Raw genomic sequence first — 21,369 nt, 5'->3', positions numbered from 1 at the left:
ACCGATGGCGCCGATCAGCAACAGCTAGTGTCGTCGGGAGTCCACTCGCATGCATTCCCGGTAGTGAGGTCGTTCTCGTCGATATATGCGGACAGACAGGCGTAGTTACAGAAATACGTGGGTGAGCCACACTCGTCATCGCAATCGCGGACGCAGATTGGATCGTGGTCGAAAATCCGGGATTCACAGTACGCACATGTCTCGTCTGTTTCGGGTGTTGGACAGTCGTCGACATACTCGTGCTGAGGAGATGCCCACAGAAAACGTTTCTTCGGGCTGTGATCGGTGAAGGAGTCTCGATCACCCCTCCTCCTCGAATTAGCAGTCTTCCCACCACCTTTTCGAACAGCGTTGAAGACAGTCTCCTGTTACAAATCCTCAGGTTTTGGTTCGCGTCGTCCGTCGATACCCTTCGTACAGGGCCGGTAATCCGAGAGGAAGTGCGAGGATTCCAAACCCGAGAAGGGCATATCGGTCTCTATCCTGATGTCGCACGACGAGGATAGTCGTGACGATGCCGAATAGCGCAATGACGTATGCGGTGTTGCTCCAGAGCACGTTGTAGGTCGAACAGTACAGCCAGCAAACGAACGTGTAGGCCGGGGCGTTCCAGGTTGGTGGATTGAGTTTCGGCCAGAAGAACCGACAGTACGTGGTCCAGCCCAGCATCGCGACGGTCGGCAACCCGACGAGCCACACCGCAGCCTCACGGTTCCCGTCGCCGTATCGCCGGTATCCAGCGAGGAAGAGCGCGGGAAAGCAGAAGACCCACAGCCAGATGCCGATCGTGTAGGTGACTGGCCAGTGTTCGATTCTCGGCTGTTGTATCGGAAGTCGCAGCGACGGAGGAAGTGTAGCCCAGGGGAACGATGGGTCCGGGACGGGATTGGTGAAGAGGGCGACGAGACAGAAGACTGTCCCAAGTAGAAGCCCGAAGAGCCCAGCTGTCGTGTACTTCTCTAACCACAAGGGAAGCAACGAAGATGGTGTCGTTTTTCCAGTGGTTTCCATCGTTGAGGGGTTCTGATTCAGGTCTCGCGTTCGAGGAGGTCTTTCCGCTGTTCGTATTCCTCATCCGTGAGATCGCCGCGAGCGTACGCTACACGGAGTTCCTCGAGTGCTCTATCGCCGGTCAACGACGACCCAGCACCGCCGACGAGACCGCGATAGAGAAGGTATCCGATGCCGATGAGGACGACGAGCCAGACGAGCATCATCCCGATGCCCCACAGTGGGGAGAGGCCGCCAGCTATTCCGCCGCCCCACCACCAGCCCATCATCCCCATCATCGGCATCGCAAATACCATCATTAGCAGCGGGAACAGGACGATTACTGCGAGGACTATCAGTACGATGCGGAGCAAACCGTCGGACGTGCGCTCTGTCGACATGTGAACCACTAGTGGGGTTCGTCGACTGCGTTCATAAAGTTGGTCAGCCGCCAGTACTGCTCCAGTAATAGTCTTTGATTTGAGGGCAACCGATACGTTGCTCCGTGTCTTTAGGATGAGTCCCCCAGCAGTAGGGCACGACGTCAGGCGACTATTGTACGTCGGCGATCCACAGTCGTCAGAATCTCCCCACGCACAGGCCCTGACAGGCATCAGTTCTCTTGATTCTGTACCAATCGTTCACGGCGTCGTTGGAACTCCGTTTCGTCGATCTCGCCGCGGGCATATCGACGTTTGAGGGTTTCCATCGCGGAATCGTCACTCTCTGGAGGTGCATCACCTCGCCCGAGTGCCCAGTAGAGGAATCCGCCGACCAGCCCCAGCATTCCGAGTGCCCCGCCGACGAACGGCAGCCCGCCGAACCGGCCACCGTTCCGCCCATTCATCATTCCAGGACCAGACCCCATCCCAGGGCCCATCATTCCGCCACCGGAGGTCCCACCATCTCCGGTGCTGGACCCATACGCTATCGCGCCCTGTTCGACGATCGCGTCGCTTTCGGGCACGTCGCCGTCCAGAATCGGACTCTCCTCGGCTGGACCGCCGGGGCTGCCGACGACGATGCGACCGACCATCCCGATTGACTTGTGTGGGACGCAGTAGTAGTCGTACGTGCCTGGCTCTTCGAACGTGTACTCGAAGGCTCCCGACGAGATGGTTCCACTGTCGAATGCGTTGGTGTCGGCCGGAATCCGGTTCTCGTAGGCGGTTGCCGAGTGGGCTCCGGCCGCAGCTCGAAGCGAACTGTCGTGCCGGGTTCGACGTGGAGTCCGATCGGGTCGAAGTAGTTGTTCCCCATCTCGACGACGGGCGTCTCCTGTGCGGCGACTGGCTGGGTGAATCCCGCACTTGCGACTGTGCCGGCACCGAGCGCTCCTGGAACTGGCGTCTACTGTAGTCCGTCATTGTATTGTTTTGACTTCTGTTATCTGCGGATGATGCTGGTGAGTCGGTGCGCGAGGCCGGGCGATTGCTGGCCGGCGCTCTCGATAGCTGCCTCAGGTCGTCACGGTCGACGATTCCGATGAACTCGGCTGTCTGTTCCCCGTTCGCGTACACAAGCGTCGTTGGCGTCTTTCGAACACCGTACTCCTCGGCCGTCTCCAGATCGGTCTGGATGTCGACCTCGCGAAATTCGACATCCGGATACGCATCTTCGATGCCTTCGTTTTTCTCTCGTTGCGTTGCGCACGCCCCGCACGTCTCCTGTGTGAACAGGATTACTTCCGTCATAGTAGCTAGTAGGGCCTTGTTTCTTTAGCACATTTCTGTTCACATCCGAAAGCTGTGAGGGTCACAGATTTCGGAATACAAGGAAGCGGATGTGAGTAACGCCGGAGTTGGTGGTCAGGGCGTCACTCCGAACGTTCGAGCTTGTTCCGACGCGTCTCAAACTCTTCCTCGGTGAGATCACCGCGGGCGTATGCCATACGCAACTCCTCCATTGCAGGATTCCGCGACGACTGCGATTCGGTCACGCGACGGAAGACGAGATATCCTCCACCGAGCAGGAGGAGGAGGAAGACCAACTGAACGAGCATCCCGACGAGTGGCCACCAGCCGCTGGTCGTCCCGTATCCGCCCATCATTCCACCGTAGCCCATCATCCCGCCGAAGCCCATCCCCATTGTGAGCAACGGGAGCAAGATGATCGCTCCGAGGATCAGGAGAACGATGGTCGTGGTGTCGAGTTGGTTCGATGAAGACATCGAGATCAGGCCTCCGACGTAGATCCTAGTTCGTCGGTAACGCCCGAGAGAACACGCTCGAAACGCTCGTTGACCTCGGTCGCGATGGAGTCGAGCGCATCGTTGTCCACGATACCGACCAATTGCTTTGGATCAACGGCACTCACAACGATATCGCCGTCATCGGTTTCGTAGACGATGACGTTACACGGGAGGAGTGCGCCGAGTTCGATTTCTTCGGTCAGTCCTTCGTATGCCAGCGGTGGATTGCATGCGCCGAGAATGCGATACTGGCGGAATTCTTCGCCGAGTTTCTCCTTGAGCGTCGCCTGGATATCGATGTCACAGAGGACGCCGAATCCTTCGTCTTTGAGCGCAGCACTCGTCGTGTCGACGACATCGTCGAACTCGCCAGTGGCTGAAGTCTGTATTGTGTATTCCATGTAATATTATGCCCCGTCCACGGGGTTAACGGTTGGGTGCCGTAACGGCGGGCGTTGGGAGTGTGATGTATCGGCTGGACAGCAGCTGTTCCAGTCATCCGGTGCGTTCGAGCTGTTTTCGCCGTCGATCGAATTCATCGTCCGAGAGCTCCCCGCGGGCGTAGCGCTCACGGAGAACCGACAACGACTGCTCGTCATTCCCACCGGATCCTCGATTGAGGAGCGCATAGACGAGGTAGAGCGGAACGGCGATGAGGAGCCCCATCCAGAGGAGTCCCCAGAGCCCCATCGCTCCGCCGAAGAGGCCCCAGCCGCCGCCCATCATGCCCCCGACGTAGCTCCCACCACCATGGGCAGCAGCCGTTCCAGTCGCCGCGACCAGCAGCGGGACGGCGAGCATCGCGAGTTGACGAGCAGTGCGTCCGATGTGAGTGGTGGGTTGCGTCATTATCTTGCGTTGGTGAATCGCGGTGTTCAGTTGGAGCGATCGAAACGGTCAGGGCCGTCAGCAGTGGCCCTGCCCGTACATCCCGCCGTCGTGGTCGTCGTCATCCCCGTCGTGGTGTTCCTCGTCAGCCATGTCCTGGGCCATCTCGTTGACGGTCACACCCATGTGCGACTCCATCCACTCGACGCTACCAGGGCCCATGTGTTCGGTCATCTGTGCCTCCATCCAAGTGGCCCATTCATCTGCGGTGGTATTGTCCGTGGGCGCGTCGTCTGCGGTCGTGTCGTTGCCGTGTGCGCTAACCACGGGGGCGGCGAACGCGAGTCCGACAATCGCGAGCGCCACGAGCAGCCAGCGGCCAAGTTTGAAGTTGGTCATTGTCTTTCTCCTCGGTTACTCGTAGGACTGCTCGGGAGTTATCGACGTGGGTATGAATCCGCACAGGAGAACGTTCGAGAACGTGTATAGAGCGCCCTAACCGTTTTTCAGGAAACGGAACGTTCATCCGGCTCGAATTCGCTGGAATAGCACTCGATCCTTCTCACGGGACAGGACCACGACCACACGGACGGCAGCCTGAACGATCCGAAACCGAGGCTTCAACCGAGTCACTCGACGTATCTCACGATACGTGCCATCCCTGGATCGAGATGGTACAGGTTGTGACAGTGGAACAACCACCGGCCGGGATTGTCGGCGTGGAAGTCGATCGTCACCTGCCCTCTATGCCCGGGGACGATGACTGTGTCTTTGATCGCGTTGCCGACCTGAAGAAGTGGCCGTGGAGGTGCATCGGGTGAACGACCGGGCTCTGGTTGGTCATCCGAATCCGGACGTGTTCGTCGGGCCGAATCTGGAGTGGGTCGGCGTCCGGGTAGGCCTGTCCGTCTATCGTCCACGTATAGGACTCGCCGGGAGCGACCGGGTCTTGCGTCACGTTTGGCACGCCGTCGACCGGGTTCGGAACGGGGACTCCGTGCCAGTGAATCGTCGTCTCTGCCTGGAGGTCGTTAGTCAGTTCGACGCTGAGCACGTCACGCTCCTAGACGCGTAGCTCCGGTCCTGGGAATTCACCCTCGTACATCCCGTTGGTCGTCGATGTCTCAGGAGCTGGTCGAATCGTCCCTGACGCTGCAGTGGGGCTGACGGATCTATCTGGGTCGGACGTGACTGTCGAGCGTGGCGTCACCTCACGACCCCCACCATCGTCGGTGCCCGGGAGTTGGCCGGCACAACCCGCGAGCGCTCCGAGGGTGGTTGCCCCCGTCAGTTGGAGGAGCCTGCGGCGCGAGAGCGACCGTTGTTCTCTATGCGGCACAGTTGTTTGGACCCAGTTCAAGTTCTGTCGCCTCGCCCTCGTCGTCGACGGTCTCTTTGCCGGTGTTGATGGCGATGACCCGCTCGTAGTTCGGGGGCTTCTCCGGGGCATCCTCGGTCAATCGCTCGATGAACGCTTCGCGATCGAGCTCGAGGAAGTCCAGTTCCTCGCGCAGATCGCCAAGTTGGGCCTCGAGGGTTCGCCCGGTGAGCCGTTCTCGTAGCGCCCGTCACTCGTGACGGTGAGGTGACCCGGCAGGATCGTCGTGTCGTCCGGGAGGTCGAGGATGGTCTCGTGGAGTGAGTCGTACAGCAGTTCGGCCCCCGGGAGGCGTCGTCATCACCGAACTGGAGTTCCGTCCGCCCGACGGAGTCGACGAATAGCGTATCGCCCGTCAACAGGAGTTCGCCGTCGACGAGGTAGTTCATCATCTCGGAGGTGTGACCCGGCGTGTGCAATGCCTCGATTTCGACGTCGCCGACCTCAATGACGTCTCCATCCGATAGCGGTTCGTATTCGTACTCGACGCCGCGCTCGCTGGCCCCTTCGCTGAGGTAGTAAGGCACGCCGACCTCGGCGGCGAGTGTCGAACTGCCCGAGATGTGGTCGGCGTGGACGTGCGTATCGAGCACGCGCGTGGTGGAGAGTCCAGCGTCCTGGGCGGCGACCTTGAACTGGTCGGTCTGTCTGGTCGCATCGACCACGACGGCCGCGTCCGCCCCTTTGGAGCCGACGACGTAGCCGAGACAGCCCTTCGCTCGGCGCTGAACCTGCCGAACGACGAGGTCGTCGCTGGCTGTCTCGATAGGGACGACCTCGTAGAGTTTGCTCCACTCCTCCATGCCGCCAGTGACGACCGAGAGATCGTCGTAGCCGTGGTCGTCGAGGTCGAACGCGAACGGCGTCGACGTCAACCCCTTCCCGCAGATAGCGACCACCGGCTGGCCGTCGACCAGTGCGTTCACCTCGTTCAGTTGGTCCTCGCTCAAGCCCTCGTCAGGGTCGTACGGAACGTTCTCCGCGTCGCGTACGTGCCAGGCCTCGAAGCTGTCTTCAGGACGCACATCGATGAGCGTGAACTGTTCGTCGGCGTCGATCCTGTCCGCGAGCTGTTCCGCAGTGATGTTCTTGACCATCGTATCTCACCTGTGTCGTGTGGTGTCCTTCGAGTTCGCCGCTCGACGTAGCTTTCGCGTACGCTGTCGCCATCTAGCGCTTTCGGTTACGTCCTTCTTCAGGGAAGGAGTTCCCACGAGGAATCAAGGACGTCTCGCAGTATGCATCACCACCCTGATAGTCGACGCCCGGTTGGATGAACGGATACGGCCCGTCCGCGGGCGTGTTTTGGGCTCGACCGCCGTCGTCCGCGGTCTCGACCAGCCCCATCACCTCGTAGTCGACGGGCGAGTGTTCCTCGAGATACTCGACGATGACGTCGACCGGTATCGTCCCGCTGTCGACCTCGACGTCCTGGAACGGGAATCCACAGTTTCCGAGGTCGCGTTCGGGATCACCGGGCCGACGGAACGTCGCCACCGAGTACGTCTCCTCGGAGTCGACCGGCTCGCCGTCGATCCGCATCTCGACAAGGCGACGGCCACGCTTCGCGGTCGGATCGACGGTCACCTCGACGTTCGAGGAGAAGTTGCGGACGCGGCCGTCCTCCTGGTCGTAGGGGTACGGCGTGAAGTTGTCTTCGAGGAACTCCTCCATGTGGTTCGTGAGTTGCTGGCCGTAGGCGACACCACGGGCGACGGGCGTCGCCATCGGGAAGAACGTGTACAGTTCGCCGAGCGTGATCTCTCCGGGCGGGATCGCAGTCCCGTACCGGAACCCGTGCGAGACGGCGAGATCCGTGTCGAAGTGTGCCTGCAGTGCGTCGTTGAACAGCGTGTTCCACGCGCTCTCGAGGAACGACTGCCGGTAGAGTGGTTCTTCTGTCCGGCCGACGACCGTATCGAGGGGCTTCTCGAGCGTGCCGGCTCCACGTTCGAACCCGGGGCCGTCCTCAAGGAACGGTGCACGCACGGCTTCGACTGTCTCCTGCGCATCGGCGTCTGGTTCCGGCGTCTGCTCGCCGTTCTCGGTCAGACAGTAGAGATGATGACGGAACTGTATCTCCCCGTTTCGAACTCGGAGATCCACACGGCCGAGCGCCTCGCCCATCCCGGACTCGACGACGACCGTCTCGGTCTCCTCGACGACGATCGGGTCGTAGGTGTACTCGTGGGTGTGCGCGCTGAACATGACGTCCACGCTCGGGCAGTCCTTGGCGGCCTGGACCATCCACGAGAGGCCGATCTCGGTGACCGCGACCACGACGTCGGCACCGTCCTCGCGGGCGGCCTGTGCGGACTCTTCGAGGAGCGCGGGATGCTTGCCGAAGCGGTACTTTCCCTCGGAGAATGCGGGTGCCATCCGGTCGACGTAGACGTTCGTCATCCCGACGACGCCCACGGGGAGTCCGCCGACATCGAGGATGCTGTATGCGTCGTACAATCGCTCGTCGGTCTCCCAATCGTAGAGGTTGTTCGCGAGAATCGGGGCGTCAAGGTCGCCCATCAGTTCTACGAAGTTGTCATCCTCAGCGGCTTCGTTCGAGTAGTCCCAGTTGCCGGGGACGTAGATGTCGGGCGCGACGTGGTCGTTGATGGGGTCGAGCATTGCTCGCCCGTCCGTGTAGGTGGTCACGGCAGAGCCGTGGAACGTGTCTCCACTCATGAGCGTACAGACGTCGTGGTGCTCGCGGAGCTCGTCGAGTTTCGCTGCGAGCAGGGGATCCCGCCGCCCCGCTCGATGACGCGGTCGTCGTCTCCGAAGTCGAAGTTCGGCTTCGACGTTGGATTGTCGTAGTAGACCTGGTGGCGCGGCGTTAGCTGCCCGTGGAGGTCGCTGACGTGAGCGAAGACGGCGTCGGGGGCGCCCGCACCGTCGCTGGCAGGGTCGCCACCGAGGGACGTCCACTCTCCGAGTGCCGTGGTATCGTTCATCGTGACGGGAGTACAGCTATGTGCTCCTACTGTTCATGATTTGGGGTTGATATTTGAAAATCAGACATGTATTCGCCAACATTGCATCGCAGAAGACCGGACTCCATATCCGAGAAGTACACTCCCGAGTTGGACACACAAACTTGGCCTCGATCTGAGAGCGATTGCGAACTATGGCCGGGGACGTCTCCCTTCGGCTCACCGGGGTGATTATTAAAGTAGGAAGCCGTGCCACCCTCCACACAGATGCGCCCACTGCCTCGTTCGTGGAGGCGGTATCGATGACGACTAACTGGGTAACGACGGGGATGTCTGCAGTCGTCATCCTCTTCGCGGCCGCCGTTCACGGTATTGCCGGGTTCGGCTTCGCGCAGGTGTCGATGGGCATCATGCCGCTGTTTCGGTCGCCCTCGAGCGCGTCGATCATCTTCACGGCGACGGCGGTGGTGGCCAACGCCCGCGTCTGGTGGAGCGTCCGGGACGCGTTCGACTGGGAGAAGTGGATCGTCCCTGTCGCTGGGCTCGTCGTCGGGATGCCGCTCGGTATCTACGTGTTCAGTGGGTTCGACGCGGCACAGATGCGCGTCGCTATCGGAGGGGTTCTCGTGTTAGCGGTTATCGTCGTCGGCGCGACCCAGCAACTCGATGTCGTTACGGACTGGATCGAGGAGAAGGACTACCGACCGGGGAAGATAATTGGCGCGACGGCCGGGCTGCTCGCCGGAGTCTTCGGCGGCGCCGTCGCCGTTCCCGGCCCGCCGATGATCGTCTACGGGGCCTTCATGTCGGCGAGCGGGTTCTGGAGCGACGAGGAGATGAAGGCCACGTTCACCGCCTTCTTCGGAACGCTCATGCTGTATCGCCTCGGGAGTCTCACCTACACAGGAGACGTGACGATGCCGCTGATGATCGAGGCTGCCGTCGCCATTCCGATGGTGTTCGTCGGCTCTTGGATCGGCGTGTACATCTTCGACAACATCCCCGAACGCATCTTCCAGTGGGTCGTACTGGGGCTACTGACCGTGAACGCGGTCGTCCTCCTATATACGGCAGTTCCGGAGCTCTAACCGCATTCAGCTGCTCTCTGTACGAGGATTCCGGTACCCCCGCTACACTGGTTGTCGCAAAAAACATCATCGCAACAGTGCTGATTCGCGTGCTATTCGTGCGTCGGTCAGGCGCTCATCATGTTCCGACAGCTCTCGGCGCATTCCTTGAGGACCTCGGCACAGACCTGGCAGTGCTGGGCATCGTGACGCTCACATTCTTCGGCACACTCCTCGCAGACGCCGGCGCAGGCTTCAGCCAATTGCGCGCTGTAGTTGGAGTTGCGAGCCATGAATCGGGCATGCAGCGACGCGATATCCGCGACATCGCGACAGAGCCGAGCACACTCTTCCATCTCCTCGTCGCCGAGGCACTCGTCGGCACACCACTCACAGACCTCAGTGGCTTCATTGCAGATCTCGATGCACTCGCGCTCTTCCTCGCTCAGGTGATCGATCTTGGAGACTGTTTCTGCAAGTGACATTGTACGTCACCGTACGAGGCCCTTCTAGTTCATCGGCCTGCTTGCCCTTGCGGGGCCATACCATATCTGGTCGCCAGTAGCCGTCGAAGAGTGTGGGCACACCGCGCGGGAACGCGAGGTTCTGATGGCCTGGGCTCGGACAGCCTGAGAAGCCAACGGGCGCGATGGAACTCGATCCCAGTATACGGTGGCGGGAGAGCGTTGTGGGGGTCATAGCTCTCCTTTTCTGGGAGCCGAGGATCGGCTCTCTAGTGAAGACGGTGATACACGAATGTCGCTTGTCTCGGGTGCAAGCACCCACGACCACGGTTCCGAACAGTTCTGGATCTGCAGTAGCGATTGCTAGTTCGCCTGTTTCTGTTCTAAGTCGTCGCTCGGATAGATGCGATACGTCCGCCCTTGGCGCTCGCGGTACAGGAGGCCGCGCTTCTCGAGAGCGCTCACCGTCTGACTTACTTTGCTCTTCGAGAAGTCCGAGCGATCCCTGAGTTCGATCTGTGTGATGCCAGGTGAGGCGATGACTGGTTCGAGGATACGGCGTTCATCATCCGGCAGGAGGTCTAACACACGAGCCTGTGGCTGAGACTCCGGACTGATGGATCCATTCGATTGGAGAGCTACCTCTGGCGATTCGGCACTCTCTGGATCGGTCGGATTCGCCGTCTCATTCTGTGGGCGGTCGTTTACGTCTATACTTGTGACCTCATCCCGAATCACGAGATACCCCCACCGATGATAGCCGAGACGAGGAAGGTTCCGAGGACGTACCAGAGTGGATTCGTTCCGTGAACGGACCCCATCGACGTGCCCATCATCGATCCCATCTGGTCGAAGGCCTGCTGTTGCTGATATGCTTGCCAGCTGAGCACACCACCGACGATGAGGACGACAGCGACCAAGCCACCGACTACTGTATCCGCTCGCCGTCGATTCATGTTCCCCACCTCGATCCGCCGAGATACCTGCTCATGCATAAGAGTTTGCGAGACCATGCTGTACCTGTTTTGATTGGCCAACGCAATACCCGGGCCTGCCTAGCCGCGATACTTGGGATCGAGACATAGCGGTCAGTGATCTTCATGGCTCTGGGAAGACCCCGTCTCTGAGACGTGTGGGTGTTGCTGTGCAAATTCGGAGGGGCGCTTCTCGAACGATCGCTTGCATTGATCCGAACAGAAGTAGTACGTCTCGCCGTCGTGAGTGAGACTCGGCCCCCTATCGTCGGTTCGCATCCCACAGACGGGGTCGCGGTACTGGCCCGGTGCACCGAGTCCGCGTCGGTAGACGTAGAGGAGAAAGCCAGAGAGCGCGAATGCGAGGATGTTGAGGTAGAACGTGTAGTTAAGTTCGAAGTACGTCTGTTCGGACGCCGTCTGCCCCCGGCGAGATTCGGGACGATACCGAGAACGCTGAACAGTTCCTCCATGAGGAAGCCCGTGAACGCCATCGTCACGAAGAAGATGCCGAGGATGTACAGCATCACCTTCCAGCCGTAGTACTTCCGGTAGACGTTCAGGACAGGGATGGTGATGAGATCGGCGTAGACGAATGCGATGACGCCGGCGAAACTGACCCCACCACCCCAGAGCGCGACGGCGAACGGGACGTTGCCCATGCTGCCGACGAAACTGAGCACGGCGATCGCGACACCCATGATGGCGTTCTCTGCGCTCACCACCAATCCATCGCCCTGGAGGAAGAGCGTGTTCCAAACCCACTGTGGGACGAAGACGATGACGAACCCCGAAATGAGAAAGCCCGCGATGATGTCCGTCCAGATCATCGACCACTCCTTGCGATACTGATTCCCGACTTTGTACCACCCGCCCCACGAGAGGAGTTCGTCGCGCCACCCGCCGCTACTTGCGGCTTCCTGCTGGTACGTCTCCATGCAACCTTCCGAACAGAACTTCAGCGTCTCGCCTCCGTCAGTTACCAGCGAGTACTCGTCTTTGCCTTCCATCCCGCACGTTGGGTCCTCAGTGATCCCTTGGTCGTGGTCGCGTTGATTCAGTTCCTGCCGGACTTGCTCGAACAGGTTCTCGGGGAGCGTCAGATGGACGAGGACCGCCATTACAGCGATGAGAATGACACCACCGAGGAGTTCGGCAACCAGAAATTCCCAGCCGAGGAGGATCAGGATCATCAGGCCGAGTTCGACGATGAGGTTCGTCGAGGCGAACATGAACGCGAGGAAGTTCACCGCGTGCGCACCCTTCTTGAATAGCCCCTTCCCAATGGCGACCGCGCCGAAGCTACAACCACTACTTGCCGCGCCGAATACGGTTGCCTTCGCGAGACTGCCCAGGTCTCCCTCTCCGAGTACGTTGGCCATTCGCTCTTTCGAGACGTAGACCTGGACGAGGCTCGTGATGACGAGCCCCATGATGATCGCCCATGCCGCCGTCCAGAGGAAGCCGACGCCGATCCGTAACGACTCGAGGATTCCGTCGACAAGGACGGCTTGCATATCTAGACTATCCCAGCCATTAGTTTTGTAATTTGTTCTTAAGAAACCGGGGCAGTGGGCGGGGTAAATCTTGCATTCAAAGGTGATTCTTGCTATCAGCTGTGGTCAACCGTTCGAGGACTGCGTTCGCGCACATCAGTTTTTGCGTGTTACTGATTCCAGTCGGAGGTTGCTTCTTGGTTTTCCGACGGACCGGCCACACAGATATGGGGGTTGTACCGCTGGTTCCCCACGATATTCTTGCTCCGTGTTAACAAGGATACTCCCCTTTCGAATTGTAAGAGAAACCCGATTGAAGGAGTAGAGCGTATCTCTAGTCATGAGCACCACTACCACAAACCAAGACGCGCACGAAATGAACTCCACGACCAACGTGATGCATCTCGATTCGTTGGCACTGGCGGGCGCAGCAGCAGTCGTCTCTGCCATCGCGATGCTCCTGCTGGGCGTGTTCGGAGCGATCGGCGTCTACGAGGGCGCAGTCGAAGCGATGGAGCAGTGGCACCTGTTCTTCGAACCGACCGCCGTCGGGACCGTGGCGGGCATGGTCGAGGCAGTGGTGATCAGCTTCGTCTTCGTGTACGCCTTCGCGTGGCTGTACAACGCCTTCGCGTCATAAATCAGGGAGTTAATCCATGTACGTCACCGACAAAGCCGAAATCGTCATCGACGCATCGTCTGAGGAGATCTGGGAGTATGTAACCGACTTAATCCATTAGACGGCGTCGAACCCCGAGAACACTATTGACTCGAATACGATACCCTCGACAACCGTCCCCAAGAGGGCACAACGTTTCACCAAGCCGAAGAGGTCGCCGGGACGTACGCCGACCTGCACGGCCGATTCCAGTAGATCGACCATCCCAACGTGGCAGTCTGGATGGGAACGGCGTACTATGCCCGCAGTGAACTCTCCGATGAGGAGTTCGAACGACGACGAAAACAGCTTGAATAGTCCAAATGAACGAAATAGAGGAAGTATCGTTCAAAACTACTCCCGTCCGACGGCTGTCGCGGCGGGACCAAACTATTAACCCCGTTACTGGAGTATAAGTTTTCATGGAATACACAATACAGATCACAATTGCTGGTGAGTTCGACGATGTCGTCAACGCAACGAACGCTGCACTCAAAGATGAGGGATTCGGGGTCCTCTGTGACATTGACATTCAGGCGACACTCAAGGAGAAACTCGGCGAAGAATTCCGCCAGTATCGCATCCTCGGTGCGTGCAATCCCCCGCTGGCATACGAAGGGTTGAATGCGGAAACCGAACTCGGTGCGCTCTTGCCCTGTAACGTCATCGTCTACGAGGATGATAACGGCGATATCGTGGTGAGTGCGGTTGACCCCGAACAGCTGGTCGGAATCGCGGATAACGACGCGCTTGACTCCATTGCGACCGAGGTCACCGAGCGATTCGAACGTGTTCTGGCTGCCGTCGACGAAACCGAGGTGGACTGAAATGTCGGAGGCTCGGAGTGACCTCACGACAGTCATACTCGTCGTTCTCGGTATCCTCCTCCTCTGGCCGCTCCTGATGATGGGTTTTGGCGGAATGGGGATGATGGGATACGGCGGGATGATGAGCGGCCCCTACAGCGACGGCGGGTACAGCATCGTCGGCGTTGTCCTTCAGTTCGCGTTCTTGATCGTTCTTCTCGGCGGCGGCTATCTACTCGCTCGCCGACTCATCGGTCACCAGGAGTCCCAAGACGAGGCGCTTGAGGAGCTTCGAGTGGCCTACGCTCGTGGCGATCTTTCGGACGAGGAGTTTGAAAACCGACGACACACGCTCAAAACGGACGAGTGATCACTGCAATGGCATCCCTACCTCGTCGTGGATTCCTGTCCGTCGCTGGGGGTGCGGTCGCCGCGCTTTCCGGATGTGTGTCTAACGGGCTCTCCGGTGGTCGGAGAGCATTCGATACCACGGTGTATGTCGGATCCTATCACTGGGGTTCATTCTGTTGGACGACACCGGAACCGAACACGATCGCATCGTCTTCGATCGTGGAGACTCCGTCGAGATCGTCGCGTTCAACACGAGCGCGGAGACTGCCCTGGAGAAACTGCCGTCTGCCGTCCGAGAGGCGATTCCCGATCACGAAACGCTCGAAGAGCGAAACGAAGAACGCATTCCACCGCCACCGAACGGCGACTTTCACGACGTACTCGACGAGGCAAACGAAAATGCTCCGGATCACAGTCTCGCCGTCATGCCGTCGGAGCGGAATATGGGCCACATGGGCGAGGGCGGCATGATGCTTCATCCCATCCCGCTCCCGGCCGACGCGACGTCGACGACGACGGCACGACTCTCCGCGTCCGAGCGTGGTGACTACACGCCGATCTGTCACAGAGACTGTGGATACGGCCACGAATACATGTATCTCGACGGGGCGTTCGTCGTCGAGTAACCGACTATTGAGAGTGTCTAACGTAAGAGAGGTACCATTCCTCAATGGTTCCGACGATGACTTCAGTAGAGCAAACCAAGCGTGAGGATGAAAAAGAGAGTGCCGAGATCATAGGACCACTCGTAGGCTGTCGTGGTGAGACTCGCTGCTGGCCCGCCGAGGAGGCCGACAAGCGGGACGAAGACTGGAACGGTACAGCCAACACACGTCACGACGCCGAGGATCTCTGGACGACGAGTGTCCTCTCTGGCAACCGGAACTTCGAGGCACGCATCCACCCGAAGATCCGGGCGAACTACCTCGCCAGTCCGCCGCTGGTGGTCGCCTACGGTCTCGCCGGGCGCATGGATATCGATCTCGAACACGATCCACTCGGCACTGACGACGACGGCAACCCGGTCTATCTCTCGGACATCTGGCCCGACGCCGACGAGATCCACACGGCAGTCCACGACAGTGTCGATTCCTCGATGTTCGAGGAGAAGTACGCCGAAGTGTTCGAAGGTGACGAGCGCTGGGACGCGCTCGACGCGCCAACCGGCGACGTCTACGAGTGGGACGACTCTTCGACGTACATCCGCGAGCCGCCCTTCTTCGAGGACTTCCCGCTGGACGAGCCCGGCGTCGCAGACATTCAGGACGCTCGCACGTTGATGCTGCTCGGTGATACGGTCACGACTGACCACATCAGCCCAGCGGGCCCGTTCTCTCGTGAGCAACCTGCTGGTGAGTGGCTCGTCGAACAGGGCGTCGAGCCCCACGAGTTCAACACGTACGGCGCTCGACGGGGCAACCACGAGGTGATGATGCGCGGCACCTTCGCCAACGTCCGCATCGAGAACGAGATGCTCGACGACGTCGAGGGCGGCTACACGATTCACCAGCCTACAGACCAGCAGACCACTGTCTTCGAGGCGAGCCGCCGCTATCGCGAGGACGACACGCCACTGGTCGTGTTCGCCGGCGAGGAACTCGGCACCGGGTCGAGCCGCGACTGGGCCGCAAAAGGGACTGACCTCCTGGGGGTTCGGGCAACCATTGCTGAGAGCTACGAGCGTATCTTCCGTGACAACCTCGTCGGCATGGGTGTCCTCCCACTCCAGTTCGCCGACGGCGACTCCTGGGAGTCGCTCGGCCTCGACGGTTCTGAACGGATCGCGATTCACGGGCTTGACGACGGTCTCAACGTGAACGAGGAACTCACGGCGGTTGCCGAACGAGACGACGGATCGACCGTTGAATTCCCCGTTACTGCGCAGGTCGGGACGCCTGCAGCCGTTCGATACGTCGAGAACGGGGGCATCCTTCACCTCGTTCTTCGACGGTTACTTACGCAAGAGTAGGACACAGCTCCACAGTCTCCGCTTGAACGGAACCAGACCGACCCGGAGTGCGGGGGAGTTCTGTCCTTATGTCTGCGGAGATACGTGACGTAGCCGGCCTCGACACTAGGGATGTCGGGACAGACCTACGTCTCACCGACTCACATAAACCCTGACCCCGGTACGGACAGTGGAAACCGTCTGTTCGAATGCATCGCGTGGCGTTTCGACAATCCGAACATCGACGAGTCGGGTTGCGATTCAGAGCCGGCGAACGGGCACCTTCGGAGTATTTCCGCCGGGAAAGTGTATGTGGGGGTGATCTATTCGCAGCCGTGGGAAAGTCATCGAATCGTCGGTTGTACCGACCTCCGGCGGGTGAAACACGTTGAGTCTCTCACTCGTTATCAGTCCGTCATTGCTGCATGTCCCTCGTCACCGCGTTCCCCGCCAGCCACCGACTCCTGTTTGTGGAGCCAGTAGAGGAACACAAAGAACGTGGTCGAGAGGACGTTCAACACCAGCTTGTAGTTGAGCTCGATGGATACCTCGGCGATTTGGGCAGAGGCCCGCGACGGGATGAGGCCCAACCCCAGGAACAGGAAGTGAACTATGAACCCGACGATAACGGCGCTGATGAAGATCATCAGGCTGAGTACCGCCGCGAACGTCGTCCCATAGTACTCATCGTAGGCCTTCATGATGGGTGGGACGATGAGATCCGCGAAGATGTACGAGAGAACTGACCCGAAGGGGAGCCCGCGGGTCCAGAGGACGGTCCCGAACGGGACGTTGCCGACCGAGCAAACGAAGGTGACGACGCCGATGATCGCACCGAGCGCGGCCGTCCAGAGGACGTACACCGGCAAACCGAACACGGCGCCGGAGAAGACGCTCGTCCAGACGGACTCAGGGATGAAGCCCGCGATAAGACCAGCGAAGATGAAGCCGATAGCGATTTCATCCCAGAGCATCGCCCACTCCTTCCACTGCTTGTCAGCGAGCCCCTTCCACCCCGACCAGGACGTCGCTTTCTCCCGAATCGAAGTATTCGCTTCCTCCGGGTCGAAGCTGTCCTTGCAGGATCGCGAACAGAAGTAGTACGTCTGCCCATCGTGCTCGATGGAGTGGTCGGTCTCCTCGGGATCGACCTCCATCCCACAGACGGGATCCTGTACGGTAATACCCTCCTCATCGGTGACGTTCTTGCGTGCTTCGTCGAGAATCTCGTCGGGTACGAGGTAGACGAAGCCGACCGACATCAGGCCGATGAGGAGCAGGCCACCGATCACGTCGGCGAGCAGGAATTCCCAGCCGAGCAGCAGCCAGATGACGATACCGATTTCGATGACGAGATTCGTCGAGGCGAACTGGAACGCTGCTAATGCCGCCGCAGCGGACGCGCCCTTCTTATAGAGGTTTTTCCCGGTGGCGATGGCCGAGTACGAACACGACGAGGAGACGAACCCGAAGAACGTGGCGAGTCCAATCTCTCGTGGGCCGTGGCCTTCGAGTAGCTCCGAAATTTGTTGAGTCGAGACCCACGCCTCGACGCCACCTGCGATGGCGAATCCGACCACGAGCGCCCACCAAGTAATCCACGCCATCGCGATGGTCGTCGTCGCGGCCTGTCGTGTGCTCTCCACGAAGAATCGCCCGAGTGGTTGGTTAGTCGTTACGACACCTATGAGGACGGTGACTATGCCGATAACCGAGAGGATCGCGTAATCTGATTTGTCCATCTTCTTGCTACTACATTATACGGTTCCTATTCCTAATGCAGTTTTGGCTTCCACTGTCGCTATTGATAAAGACCATTCTTTTGGTTAGGGCTGTTATATCCGATTGTAGCTTTGGAACCCAAAAGACGGGCGTCCGGCAAGGGATAACGGATTTGTAGCTGGCTGGAGTGGCTTGTCATATGCTCACTTCCCTCAGCGAGGTCCTATTGACGAGTATTATACTCGTGAGCACCGCATACACAGCGATCAAAACGCCTGCTATCTGGCACCGGTACAAGGGGAGATATGGTCGACTCCTCGTTAGCTTCCCCCTCATTGGCCTCCTATTTGGGCTCGCTCACATTGGGATGCTCACGTCGCTTCCACATAACCTACTTGCCACGGTTGAAACAGGGGCCCTTCTCGGAGTGGGTATTGTAATCGGTGCGTTCGGCTACACACATCCCCGACTCGAATATTCAGGGGGCGAACCGCAATGACTCTACTCCTGCTTTCGAGTCTCTCGATACTCGTCGCTGGTGGGCTTGCGATCTGTTGTTACGTACTCCTCTACCGAGACGTCGTATTGGTGATTCAGCGGCCGTTCCTTTTCAGAATCGGCTTCGGGGCACTCTGTGCTGCAGTGGTTGGAGCGAGTGCAGTATTGGTTGACTGGGTTCCGACGCATATGATTCACGCTGTCTTTGCGGTATCGGTCGCTGCAGCGGTCCACAGCGTTCAAGATGGTCTCCACCCGGATACCGAAGCGTGGTTCTACTCGCTCTTTCGAACCTGAGCCTCGTTTCGTGCGATTCCTGTCCCGTGTCGTGTCGATTTGGATTCCGAACGACCAGCGGTGTAACGTGGCGACCGAGAACTGGGACGGTCCATTTGGTATCGTTAGGTAGGTCGAAAAAGAACGATAGCGGGGTACTTGAACCATTAAATAGCCACGGAAGTATTGTGAAGCGTGCTCTTCTGGGTCCACGCCGCAGTCGCGTACCTCGTTTATCGGGGCATTCCTTTCGGCCGCTCAGATCGTCGACCAGATGACAGCATTGTCATCGCGCTCGTCGTTGGGGCCTTACTACCGGACCTCGTGGACAAACCACTCTCATTCGTATTCACGTCCCTGCCGAGTCGGTCAGTTACTCACTCGATCTTCACCGCTGTAATTGTCGTCTCCGCCGTTCTCTACGCTACCAGACGAATGGATTCGTCGGATATTGGGACAGCGTACGCCCTCGGATACGCCTCCCATCTGGTCACGGATCTCATAGATCCTATCTTCATCCCCGAGGAACCGGTCGCTTTTCTTATGTGGCCGATTCTCACTGACTACCACCACATCAGTGGTCCCGGAGATCTGCTCGCGCTGGTTAGACTCACCCCGTACGTCGTCGGCCAGACTATTGTCACATTGCTCGCAGTTGCGCTCTGGTTCGGAGATGGCAAACCGGACACATTCACCGAATGAGCCGGCGTTCTTATCCGTGTCGTATGCTTCCATCCGTCGTCACGCTGTGCGTGAGCGTGGAACGGTCCAGAGCATATTGTCGATCTTGAGCGAAAGCGTCTCGACTTCGTTCTCGATGTCATCGAATCGGTCGGACGGAATATAGACCGATGGATACGTACTCATCGAGTATGCTTCCGTGTCGAACTCCGCCCTGAACAGTTCCATAGTCTCTCCGTCGAATCGAATGCTGGTAAACCGGTAGGTATCCGCCGGTGTGAGACCGGTCCGCGATTCGATACCGGTCACGTGGGTCGGTTCGCCATCGTCAAGGTCGAAGGCTTCCCGACAGGCCTGCTCGAACCGCGACTCAATTCCTTCCGTGGAGTGGTTGACGTATCCGACCGACGCTCCCCACGTGAGCAATCCAATTAGTGCCCCTCCGACCGAAAATAGTGTCGCAGTACCGAGACCGTCTCGCCCAAGAACGAACGAGCCGGGTATCATGAACGCATTCCCCAGGGCGAAGCCAACAAGCCAGATACCGCCGATCGTCGCCAGCGGGTGCCAGGCCGCACGCCAGAATAGCCGAGTGAAAACGCTACCTGCGGTAGCGTGTGGGCGTATCGTTGAGCCCATAGTGTTAGACATCCCCAAACATACATATAGTTTCTTCGGAAAGAACGAGGTATGTTCGGGGAGTTCGGATACGTCACGACTGCACTGTTCGCTCTGATCGTCGGATCAGTTGCCGGGACGATGGCCATCCTCACGTGGGACATCTTCCGCGAGTCCACATTTGGAACAGCAATTATCGGTGTTGTCGTCGCGTTTTCGATATTTACCCTACATCACGTCTTTTTATTGAGCGTGGAACCACGACCCGCCGAGTTTCGGTCGTACCAGGCGCTTCTGAATACCGTCGTCGTGATCTTCGTCGGACTGATGATTCGTCACCGGAACCGTCTCCGGACCACAATGGAGGGGAAGTGAACGTGATTGATATACTGGGCCTCTACAACATCGTCACTGGCGTCACCGCGGGAGCTGGCTTAGTGTATTTGCTCTCGGAACAGGATTTCGTCCACCAGCACCAGCGGTTCGTCATCGTAATGCTTTCCGGCCTGCTCCTCTATATTTCCGTCTCGCCCATCGTCAACGCAGTCGCACCGCATCTAACTCACATAATCCACATTTTGGCTGGACTGCTGATCATCTGGGGATTATATAACCCCCTCCACAACGAGTTGCGAACCAATCAATGGGATGTCCTCCTCTTCCGTGATCCACCGTCGGCTCGGCCGTCGGAAGAGTGGATGACGCCGATGGACGACGAGATCCTGCAGGTATTCCACTCAACACAACTTATACTCTCCCCATCAATCATCTCACAAAATATCCAGCGGAGTCGTGACGAGGTCAACCGTCGGCTTCGGACGCTGGAGAACCACGGATTCGTCTCGCGGGTCGACCGTGGACAATATAAACTCACGCCACAGGGGGAACAGTATCTGCACGGAGGCACATACGAATCCTTCACCCGAAAGAAAGAAAATATATCTGATATTTTCCAGCAGGATACGTAATCGACAGACGGGTACGCTCCACACGAATTAATGTGGAGCCATATTGGGCGGTAGTATCGAATAAAAGATCATTAGATTATATTACTCTATACGAGAGTGGGTGGTCTATGCCAGCACAACACAGGGGTGGTTGGAGTGGCTGAGGAGACCAGCCGGCGTCGCTTCCTGCGACGAGTCGGCGCAGCAGGGGCGTTAGGCACGGTGTCCCTCACGGGGTGTCTCCAGTCGCAGATGACTGAAGGCTCGATCGGCGCGAATATGCAGCCGATGATGGAGATGGGGTTCCACGCGATGGCAGGCTCGCCGGCAATGGACGAGTATCCCGCTGAGCCGAACGATGACGGATTCGTGGACGTTGCGATGATCGCCTACGACGACGGCACGAACAACTACCACTTTATGCCACACGTGGTCTGGGTCGAACCCGGGACGACGGTTCGGTGGGCGCATACTGCAGAAGGGATCTCGGAGCGGCGAACGCACTCCGCAACGGCGATCACACCTGACCTGATGACCGGCTATCCA

19 protein-coding genes and 10 pseudogenes are annotated in these 21,369 nt (G+C 58.9%); 10 read left to right on the top strand and 19 right to left on the bottom strand.

All coding sequences use genetic code 11. The features are described from left to right. Nucleotides 1–14 precede the first annotated feature (14 nt). From ACFQJD_RS02245 to ACFQJD_RS02185, 13 genes and pseudogenes are all read right to left on the bottom strand, one after another. Nucleotides 15–235: pseudogene (locus ACFQJD_RS02245) on the bottom strand (hypothetical protein). Nucleotides 236–378: 143 nt separating this feature from the next. Next, nucleotides 379–1,011 carry a hypothetical protein gene (locus tag ACFQJD_RS02240; protein WP_379795373.1) on the bottom strand — a complete coding sequence of 211 codons (633 nt, stop codon included), beginning with the start codon at nt 1,009–1,011 and terminating at the stop codon, nt 379–381. A 17-nt stretch (nt 1,012–1,028) separates the two neighbouring features. Further along, entirely contained in the window at nt 1,029–1,391 is a 363-nt protein-coding gene (locus tag ACFQJD_RS02235; RefSeq protein ID WP_379795371.1) for an SHOCT domain-containing protein, read from the bottom strand. Between the two features lie 212 nt (nt 1,392–1,603). Next, complete coding sequence (locus ACFQJD_RS02230; RefSeq protein ID WP_379795844.1) at nt 1,604–2,026, bottom strand: SHOCT domain-containing protein; 423 nt, start codon at nt 2,024–2,026, stop codon at nt 1,604–1,606. Nucleotides 2,027–2,053: 27 nt separating this feature from the next. After that, nucleotides 2,054–2,107 (bottom strand): annotated as a pseudogene (locus tag ACFQJD_RS02225) (hypothetical protein); the annotation flags it as partial. Between the two features lie 397 nt (nt 2,108–2,504). Beyond that, nucleotides 2,505–2,684 (bottom strand): annotated as a pseudogene (locus tag ACFQJD_RS02220) (thioredoxin family protein); the annotation flags it as partial. 122 nt (nt 2,685–2,806) lie between these two features. After that, on the bottom strand, nt 2,807–3,160 hold the full coding sequence (locus tag ACFQJD_RS02215; RefSeq protein WP_379795365.1) for an SHOCT domain-containing protein: 354 nt from the start codon (nt 3,158–3,160) through the stop codon (nt 2,807–2,809). Nucleotides 3,161–3,165: 5 nt separating this feature from the next. After that, nucleotides 3,166–3,582 carry a DUF302 domain-containing protein gene (locus ACFQJD_RS02210; protein ID WP_379795842.1) on the bottom strand — a complete coding sequence of 139 codons (417 nt, stop codon included), beginning with the start codon at nt 3,580–3,582 and terminating at the stop codon, nt 3,166–3,168. A gap of 94 nt (nt 3,583–3,676) precedes the next feature. Then, entirely contained in the window at nt 3,677–4,030 is a 354-nt protein-coding gene (locus ACFQJD_RS02205; RefSeq protein WP_379795361.1) for an SHOCT domain-containing protein, read from the bottom strand. Nucleotides 4,031–4,087: 57 nt separating this feature from the next. Continuing rightward, a complete protein-coding gene (locus ACFQJD_RS02200) occupies nt 4,088–4,408 on the bottom strand; it encodes a hypothetical protein (RefSeq protein WP_379795359.1) in 321 nt (106 codons plus the stop codon). Nucleotides 4,409–4,638: 230 nt separating this feature from the next. Further along, nucleotides 4,639–5,063, bottom strand: a pseudogene (locus ACFQJD_RS02195) (multicopper oxidase domain-containing protein). A gap of 274 nt (nt 5,064–5,337) precedes the next feature. Continuing rightward, nucleotides 5,338–6,484 (bottom strand): annotated as a pseudogene (locus ACFQJD_RS02190) (MBL fold metallo-hydrolase). A 73-nt stretch (nt 6,485–6,557) separates the two neighbouring features. After that, nucleotides 6,558–8,338, bottom strand: a pseudogene (locus tag ACFQJD_RS02185) (5'-nucleotidase C-terminal domain-containing protein). A 308-nt stretch (nt 8,339–8,646) separates the two neighbouring features. On the opposite strand from ACFQJD_RS02185, the gene ACFQJD_RS02180 reads away from it, so the two are divergent. Beyond that, entirely contained in the window at nt 8,647–9,405 is a 759-nt protein-coding gene (locus ACFQJD_RS02180; RefSeq protein WP_379795357.1) for a sulfite exporter TauE/SafE family protein, read from the top strand. A 107-nt stretch (nt 9,406–9,512) separates the two neighbouring features. Here ACFQJD_RS02180 and ACFQJD_RS02175 read toward each other — a convergent pair whose 3' ends face one another. From ACFQJD_RS02175 to ACFQJD_RS02165, 3 genes and pseudogenes are all read right to left on the bottom strand, one after another. Continuing rightward, a complete protein-coding gene (locus tag ACFQJD_RS02175; protein ID WP_379795355.1) occupies nt 9,513–9,869 on the bottom strand; it encodes a four-helix bundle copper-binding protein in 357 nt (118 codons plus the stop codon). 342 nt (nt 9,870–10,211) lie between these two features. After that, nucleotides 10,212–10,804, bottom strand: a pseudogene (locus tag ACFQJD_RS02170) (helix-turn-helix transcriptional regulator). A gap of 132 nt (nt 10,805–10,936) precedes the next feature. Beyond that, nucleotides 10,937–12,339: pseudogene (locus ACFQJD_RS02165) on the bottom strand (permease). A gap of 355 nt (nt 12,340–12,694) precedes the next feature. Between ACFQJD_RS02165 and ACFQJD_RS02160 the strand changes: the two are divergent. Then, nucleotides 12,695–12,958, top strand: coding sequence for a hypothetical protein (locus ACFQJD_RS02160; protein WP_379795840.1), 264 nt, complete (start codon nt 12,695–12,697; stop codon nt 12,956–12,958). Nucleotides 12,959–13,054: 96 nt separating this feature from the next. On the opposite strand, the gene ACFQJD_RS02155 is transcribed toward ACFQJD_RS02160, so the two are convergent. After that, a complete protein-coding gene (locus tag ACFQJD_RS02155; RefSeq protein WP_379795838.1) occupies nt 13,055–13,201 on the bottom strand; it encodes a hypothetical protein in 147 nt (48 codons plus the stop codon). 197 nt (nt 13,202–13,398) lie between these two features. Between ACFQJD_RS02155 and ACFQJD_RS02150 the strand changes: the two genes are divergently transcribed. The 4 genes and pseudogenes from ACFQJD_RS02150 to ACFQJD_RS02135 form a co-directional block, all read left to right on the top strand. Then, entirely contained in the window at nt 13,399–13,803 is a 405-nt protein-coding gene (locus ACFQJD_RS02150; RefSeq protein WP_379795836.1) for a DUF302 domain-containing protein, read from the top strand. A gap of 1 nt (nt 13,804) precedes the next feature. Continuing rightward, nucleotides 13,805–14,152, top strand: a complete 348-nt coding sequence (locus tag ACFQJD_RS02145; protein ID WP_379795834.1) for an SHOCT domain-containing protein — start codon at nt 13,805–13,807, stop codon at nt 14,150–14,152. A gap of 157 nt (nt 14,153–14,309) precedes the next feature. Further along, the gene (locus ACFQJD_RS02140) at nt 14,310–14,759 is read left to right on the top strand and encodes a hypothetical protein (RefSeq protein WP_379795832.1); all 450 of its coding nucleotides are present in this window, start codon (nt 14,310–14,312) and stop codon (nt 14,757–14,759) included. A 212-nt stretch (nt 14,760–14,971) separates the two neighbouring features. Next, nucleotides 14,972–16,102 (top strand): annotated as a pseudogene (locus ACFQJD_RS02135) (aconitase family protein); the annotation flags it as partial. 386 nt (nt 16,103–16,488) lie between these two features. Here the strand turns inward: ACFQJD_RS02135 and ACFQJD_RS02130 are convergent. Next, nucleotides 16,489–17,823 (bottom strand): permease, encoded by a 1,335-nt coding sequence (locus tag ACFQJD_RS02130; RefSeq protein WP_379795830.1) that lies wholly within the window; start codon nt 17,821–17,823, stop codon nt 16,489–16,491. Nucleotides 17,824–18,772: 949 nt separating this feature from the next. On the opposite strand from ACFQJD_RS02130, the gene ACFQJD_RS02125 reads away from it, so the two are divergent. Continuing rightward, nucleotides 18,773–19,279, top strand: coding sequence for a metal-dependent hydrolase (locus ACFQJD_RS02125; RefSeq protein WP_379795828.1), 507 nt, complete (start codon nt 18,773–18,775; stop codon nt 19,277–19,279). A 39-nt stretch (nt 19,280–19,318) separates the two neighbouring features. Here ACFQJD_RS02125 and ACFQJD_RS02120 read toward each other — a convergent pair whose 3' ends face one another. Continuing rightward, a complete protein-coding gene (locus tag ACFQJD_RS02120) occupies nt 19,319–19,897 on the bottom strand; it encodes a hypothetical protein (RefSeq protein ID WP_379795826.1) in 579 nt (192 codons plus the stop codon). A gap of 51 nt (nt 19,898–19,948) precedes the next feature. Between ACFQJD_RS02120 and ACFQJD_RS02115 the strand changes: the two genes are divergently transcribed. From ACFQJD_RS02115 to ACFQJD_RS02105, 3 genes and pseudogenes are all read left to right on the top strand, one after another. After that, nucleotides 19,949–20,251, top strand: a complete 303-nt coding sequence (locus tag ACFQJD_RS02115) for a hypothetical protein (protein ID WP_379795824.1) — start codon at nt 19,949–19,951, stop codon at nt 20,249–20,251. Nucleotides 20,252–20,253: 2 nt separating this feature from the next. Continuing rightward, the gene (locus ACFQJD_RS02110; RefSeq protein ID WP_379795822.1) at nt 20,254–20,844 is read left to right on the top strand and encodes an ArsR family transcriptional regulator; all 591 of its coding nucleotides are present in this window, start codon (nt 20,254–20,256) and stop codon (nt 20,842–20,844) included. 96 nt (nt 20,845–20,940) lie between these two features. Further along, nucleotides 20,941–21,063 (top strand): annotated as a pseudogene (locus tag ACFQJD_RS02105) (twin-arginine translocation signal domain-containing protein); the annotation flags it as partial. Nucleotides 21,064–21,369 lie beyond the last annotated feature (306 nt).

Source organism: Haloplanus sp. GCM10025708 (assembly GCF_042663985.1).
GTDB classification, from domain to species: Archaea; Halobacteriota; Halobacteria; order Halobacteriales; family Haloferacaceae; genus Salinirarus; species Salinirarus marinus.
This window is presented reverse-complemented; position numbering and strand designations above follow the sequence as displayed.

Coding starts and splice junctions, on each gene's coding strand:
- ACFQJD_RS02240 (WP_379795373.1), bottom strand. CDS start 1,011: ATGGAAACCACTGGAAAAACGACACCATCTTCGTTGCTTCCCTTGTGG.
- ACFQJD_RS02235 (WP_379795371.1), bottom strand. CDS start 1,391: ATGTCGACAGAGCGCACGTCCGACGGTTTGCTCCGCATCGTACTGATA.
- ACFQJD_RS02230 (WP_379795844.1), bottom strand. CDS start 2,026: ATGGTCGGTCGCATCGTCGTCGGCAGCCCCGGCGGTCCAGCCGAGGAG.
- ACFQJD_RS02215 (WP_379795365.1), bottom strand. CDS start 3,160: ATGTCTTCATCGAACCAACTCGACACCACGACCATCGTTCTCCTGATC.
- ACFQJD_RS02210 (WP_379795842.1), bottom strand. CDS start 3,582: ATGGAATACACAATACAGACTTCAGCCACTGGCGAGTTCGACGATGTC.
- ACFQJD_RS02205 (WP_379795361.1), bottom strand. CDS start 4,030: ATGACGCAACCCACCACTCACATCGGACGCACTGCTCGTCAACTCGCG.
- ACFQJD_RS02200 (WP_379795359.1), bottom strand. CDS start 4,408: ATGACCAACTTCAAACTTGGCCGCTGGCTGCTCGTGGCGCTCGCGATT.
- ACFQJD_RS02180 (WP_379795357.1), top strand. CDS start 8,647: ATGTCTGCAGTCGTCATCCTCTTCGCGGCCGCCGTTCACGGTATTGCC.
- ACFQJD_RS02175 (WP_379795355.1), bottom strand. CDS start 9,869: ATGTCACTTGCAGAAACAGTCTCCAAGATCGATCACCTGAGCGAGGAA.
- ACFQJD_RS02160 (WP_379795840.1), top strand. CDS start 12,695: ATGAACTCCACGACCAACGTGATGCATCTCGATTCGTTGGCACTGGCG.
- ACFQJD_RS02155 (WP_379795838.1), bottom strand. CDS start 13,201: ATGGTCGATCTACTGGAATCGGCCGTGCAGGTCGGCGTACGTCCCGGC.
- ACFQJD_RS02150 (WP_379795836.1), top strand. CDS start 13,399: ATGGAATACACAATACAGATCACAATTGCTGGTGAGTTCGACGATGTC.
- ACFQJD_RS02145 (WP_379795834.1), top strand. CDS start 13,805: ATGTCGGAGGCTCGGAGTGACCTCACGACAGTCATACTCGTCGTTCTC.
- ACFQJD_RS02130 (WP_379795830.1), bottom strand. CDS start 17,823: ATGGACAAATCAGATTACGCGATCCTCTCGGTTATCGGCATAGTCACC.
- ACFQJD_RS02120 (WP_379795826.1), bottom strand. CDS start 19,897: ATGGGCTCAACGATACGCCCACACGCTACCGCAGGTAGCGTTTTCACT.
- ACFQJD_RS02115 (WP_379795824.1), top strand. CDS start 19,949: ATGTTCGGGGAGTTCGGATACGTCACGACTGCACTGTTCGCTCTGATC.